Source organism: Conexibacter stalactiti (assembly GCF_033542075.1).
Taxonomy (GTDB): Bacteria; Actinomycetota; Thermoleophilia; order Solirubrobacterales; family Solirubrobacteraceae; genus Conexibacter; species Conexibacter stalactiti.
In genome coordinates this window covers 1-3,994 of the sequence record NZ_JAWSTH010000192.1, presented here as the reverse complement: position 1 = coordinate 3,994, position 3,994 = coordinate 1, and the positions used below count along the sequence as shown (strand labels likewise).

The 3,994-nt window shown below is 74.1% G+C and carries 3 protein-coding genes; 1 reads left to right on the top strand and 2 read right to left on the bottom strand.

All coding sequences use genetic code 11. The features are described from left to right. Positions 1 to 80 precede the first annotated feature (80 nt). Entirely contained in the window at positions 81 to 1,154 is a 1,074-nt protein-coding gene (gene hisC / locus R7226_RS31045; protein WP_318601422.1) for a histidinol-phosphate transaminase, read from the bottom strand. Between the two features lie 174 nt (positions 1,155 to 1,328). On the opposite strand from hisC, the gene R7226_RS31040 reads away from it, so the two are divergent. Beyond that, positions 1,329 to 2,192, top strand: a complete 864-nt coding sequence (locus tag R7226_RS31040; RefSeq protein WP_318601421.1) for a hypothetical protein — start codon at positions 1,329 to 1,331, stop codon at positions 2,190 to 2,192. Here the strand turns inward: R7226_RS31040 and R7226_RS31035 are convergent. Then, positions 2,189 to 3,994: RecQ family ATP-dependent DNA helicase (locus R7226_RS31035; RefSeq protein WP_318601420.1), on the bottom strand; the 1,806-nt coding region annotated here is incomplete at its 5' end. The genes R7226_RS31040 and R7226_RS31035 overlap by 4 nt on opposite strands.

Below are 3,994 nucleotides of genomic sequence, written 5' to 3'. Positions count from 1 at the left end.
CGCGACGCCGGTGCCGGCGCGGCTGCCGTGAGGCGGCCGCACCGCGGCGCGCGCCCGGCCGGCCGCGCGCGCCGACGCCGCTAGACCAGCTCTCTCAGCGCGTCGAGGAAGCGGCGGTTCTCGGCCGAGGTCCCGACCGTCGTGCGCGCCCAGCCCTCGCGGCCGAGCGCTCTCCCGGAGCGGATCAGGACCTTGCGATCTCTGAGCCCGGCGAGGATCTCCTGCTCGTCGCCGTCGCCGAGCGAGTGCCAGATGAAGTTCGACTGCGACTCGGCGACGTCGAGCCCCAGCTCGCGCAGCCCCTCCTCCAGCGCCAGCCTGTTGGCGACGGTCTCCTCGATCCGGCGCGTCAGCTCGTCCTGGCGCAGCAGCGCCGCCTCGGCCGCCGCCTGCGCGACCGAGTTGCAGAAGAACGGCTGGCGCACCTGCTCGACGGCGACGCGGAAGCGCTCGTCGCCGCAGAGCGCGTAGCCGACGCGCAGGCCGGCCAGGCCGTAGACCTTCGAGAAGGTCCGCAGCAGCACGAGGTTGGCGTGGCGCTTGAGCAGCGCCAGCGAGGCGTCGGGGTCGTCGAGCGTCGAGAACTCGCAGTAGGCCTCGTCGAGGATCACGCAGACGTGACGCGGCACCTCGGCCATGAAGCGCTCGACCGCCGCCAGCGGGTGCGCGGTGCCGGTCGGGTTGTTCGGGTTGCAGACGATCACCAGGCGCGTCGCGGCGGTGATCTCGGCCAGCATCGCGTCGAGGTCGTGGCGGTGCTCGGCGTCGAGCGGGACTCTGATCGCGGTCGCGCCGGTCGCGGCGGCCATGTGCGGATAGACGGAGAACGACGGCCACGCGTAGACGACCTCCGCCCCGGGTTCCAGCAGCGCCTCGGCGGCGCTCAGCAGGATGTCGCAGGAGCCCGCGCCTATCGCGATCTTCATCGGGTCGTAGTCGTAGCGGGCCGCGAGCGCTCTGCGCAGCCGCATGTTCGACGGATCGGGATAGCGGTTGGCGGTGGCCACGGCGCCCGCGGCCGCCTCGACGACGCCCGGCATCGGGCCGAACGGCGCCTCGTTGCTCGCCAGCATCGCGAAGCCGTCGAGCGCGTAGCCGCCCGCGGTCGGGTAGACGGGCAGGCGGCGGATCTTGTCGGTGAATTCGATGGCCATGGCGTGCGAGGTCCGTTGTCGGGAGGCGTGGTGGGGCGTTCATTGTGCCGACTCGGCGCGGGGCGGCGCGGCCGAACCGTGGCCCGCAGTCCGCTTCTTCAGCTTCCACAGCGATCTGCCGACAACCTGGCCGACGCGCCGCGACCAGGCGGCGCACAACCGACGGAGCAGCAGATGAGACGCCGTATCGCCGTGTCGGCAGCCCTCGCGCTGCTCGTCCTCCCCAGCGCCGCGCGCGGCGCCGATGCCCCCACCCCCGCGTTCGATGGCGCCCCGCAGGCGCTCGCCGTCCAGCCCGCGCAGAACGGCACGCTGCGGCGCGTGCCCGGCCGCGCCCGCCTCTACGACCTGACGCTGCGCGGCATCTCGCCGCGGATCGAGGCGTTCGACGACAGCCCCGGCACGCTGTCGCGGCGAATCGAGCTGAGAACGCTGCTGCGCGTCCTGTTCCAGACGCCCGGCGCGCCGCGCAAGAACGCCGCGATCTCCGTCGGCCGCCGGACGATGGCGGTGACGTTGCTGCGGGCCGAGTACCACCGCGCCGGCCGCACGATCCGCTACCGCGTCCGCGCGCTGCGCGGTGCCCGCCCGCTGCCGGTCAGCTTCACGCGGCCGACGCTGTTCATCGACGACTTCGGCGGCTGGAGCTGCCACGGCAACATCAACAACTCGACCGCCCTGGAGCTGCGCCCGGTCGACTGGGAGGACCCGGGCGGCGCGCAGAAGATGGTCTCCGACCCCGGCGTCGCATCGTCCAACACCGCGACCGACTGGGAGAGCGCCGGCGTCTTCGTGGGGATCGGCTGCTCGGTCTCGGTCGTCTTCGAGACGAGCGACCCCGGGCTGACGGTCGTCACCGCGATCGTCCAGGCGACCGGGTTCATCCCGATCGGAGGCTTCCCGATCTCCTTTCCGGCCGGCTCGAACGCCGTCTGCGTGCTCGTCGGCGACCATGCCTATCGCTGGAGATGCGACCAGCTGTGGAGCCGCACCTCGGGGATGACGCGCGACGTCTCGTGGCAGCTGCTGCCGGCCTAGGAGGCCAGCAGCTCCAGCAGCGACGCCGCGTGCTTGTCGACGAACGAGGGGCCGATCCCTCTGATCTCCAGCAGCGCGGCGGCGTTGGTCGGTCTGCGGCGGACGATCTCGCGCAGCGTCGCGTCGGTCGCGACCGTGTAGGCCGGCTTGCCGTCGGCGCGCTCGCGCCGCCACTCCTTCAGCGGCGCCAGCTCGGCGTCGCTGACCGGCGGGCCCTCCTCGGCGGCCGCGGCGGCGCTCGCCCGGCCCTTGCGTGAGGACGTGACCGTGATCGGCGGCAGCCAGTCGACCGGGTCGTGGACGTCGCAGCAGCGGCCCAGCGGCGCGACCGGCGTGTCGTCGCCGAAGTGGTCGAGCAGCTGGCGGCGGCGGCAGCGGTCCGAGGTTGCGCCGTACGCCTCGATCGAGCGGTATGACTGCCAGCGGCGGTCGGTCGCGGCGCGGCACAGCTGCGCGACGCGACCGCGGTCGAGGCCGCCGGCCGTCAGCTCGACGTGGAGACGGCCGCCGGCGCCCGGCTCCAGCCGCAGCGCGCCGGCCCGCTCGGCGACGGCGAGCGCGATCCGGTCGCCCTCGGCGCCGGCGTCCAGCTCGACGCCATCCTCCCCCGCCTGCGCGCGCAGGCGGCCGACGAGCGCGGCGACCTGCTCCGGCGTCACCTCGGCCTCCTTGATGAAGCGCACGAGGCGGCCGAGGTCGGCGCGCGAGGCGAGCAGCACCGCGCGCGCCGGCTGGCCGTCGCGGCCGGCACGGCCGGCCTCCTGGTAGTAGGCCTCGAGGCTGGAGGGCAGCGCCCAGTGCCAGACGGAGCGCACGTCGGCCTTGTCGACGCCCATGCCGAAGGCGTTGGTCGCGACGACGACGTCGACGTCGCCGCGCATGAAGGCGTCCTGCCGCAGCGAGCGCTGCTCGGCGTTCATGCCGGCGTGGTAGGCGACCGTGTTCAGCCCGGCCCCGTCGAGCAGGACCGAGATCTCCTCCGTCGATCTGCGCGTGCCGCAGTAGACGACGGCCGGGCGGTTCTCGGGCATCTGCACGCCGGCGACGAGCGTCGCGCGCTTGCGGGCGACGCTGCCCTCGCCGTCGAACGGCAGCACGTCGAAGGAGATGTTCGGCCGGTCGAAGCCTGAGCGGACGCGCTCGGGCTCGCGCAGCCCCAGGCGCGCGACGATCTCCTCCGCGACCTTCGGCGTCGCGGTCGCCGTGCAGGCCATCGTCGGCGGGTGGCCGAGGTCGGCGATCACCGAGGCGAGGCGCAGGTAGTCGGGGCGGAAGTCGTGGCCCCACTCCGAGACGCAGTGGGCCTCGTCGACGACGAAGAGGGCGATCGCGCGGGCGGCGATCGCGTTGCGGAAGGCGGCACTCGCGAATCGTTCGGGGGCGGCGAAGACGACCGTCGCCTCGCCGCTGCGGATCTGCTCCAGCGCTTGGCGGTTCGCCTCGCCGTCGCCGCCTGAGGCGAGCATCACCGCCGGATGGCCGAGATCGGTCAGGCGCGCGCACTGGTCGCGCATCAGCGCGATCAGCGGCGAGACGACGACGGTCAGGTCATCGCTGGCGAGCGCCGGCAGCTGGTAGCAGAGCGACTTGCCGCCGCCGGTCGGCATCACGACGAGCGCGTCACGGCCGTCGAGCGCCGCCTGCACCGCCTCGCGCTGGCCGGGCCGGAAGGTCGAGAGGCCCAGCAGGTGCAGCAGCGAGGCCGGGTCGGCGTCGATCGCGGCGCGCGGCGGGCGCTGCGCGGCGGGCGGGGCCGGCGGCGCGCCGAACAGCGTCTGCTCGGCGGCGGGCGCTCCGGGGCG